At 66.3% G+C, this 558-nt stretch carries 1 protein-coding gene; it reads left to right on the forward strand.

Going from position 1 to position 558, the window contains the following annotated elements; translation table 11 throughout:
- Positions 1-558: biotin/lipoyl-containing protein (locus EOA86_RS37675; protein WP_348633393.1), on the forward strand; the 558-nt coding region annotated here is incomplete at both ends.

The following is a 558-nucleotide window of genomic DNA, read 5'->3' on the forward strand; positions in this document are numbered from 1 at the left end:
GATGCCTGCCGATCAGGCCGGTATCGACATCGCCTGCCGAAAAGTCCGCATCAGCAAGCGCTGACCGCAGTCCCGCCGCCGAGCAGCGAGATCGTCGCCGCAGCCGCATTTGCGGCGTCCGGCGCCGGGACTCAGGCGCCGTCCAACGATCCGTGGTCGTCGCTTGCCGGTTATTCGCATTTCCACACTGTTCCGCGGCGCACGCGGCTACGATACGGCGATGATGAGATAGTCGCGCTTGTGTCGGTGCGGCCGGACAAGCGCTTCCAAGTGGCACTGGACGCACCTTATGACAGCGCCAGTCCGCTCGATCTTCGCGCCGCCCCTCGCCTCGCCCGCTGGCCAGGCCATGTCACTGTCTTTTCGGGCGCCATCGGCTACAGCTTCGCGGTGCCGGACCCGCTGGCGAGGGCCGACGAAATCGCTGCCGGCTCTGACAGCCTGCGCGCGCCGATGCCTGGCCTGGTCAAGCTGGTGCGCGCGGCAAGAGGCGAGGCCGTCATCAAGGGTCAGCCGCTGTTGATCCTGGAAGCGATGAAGATGGAGCACACGATTTCC

This window comes from Mesorhizobium sp. M5C.F.Ca.IN.020.32.2.1, from assembly GCF_004023105.1.
GTDB classification, from domain to species: domain Bacteria; phylum Pseudomonadota; class Alphaproteobacteria; order Rhizobiales; family Rhizobiaceae; genus Mesorhizobium; species Mesorhizobium wenxiniae.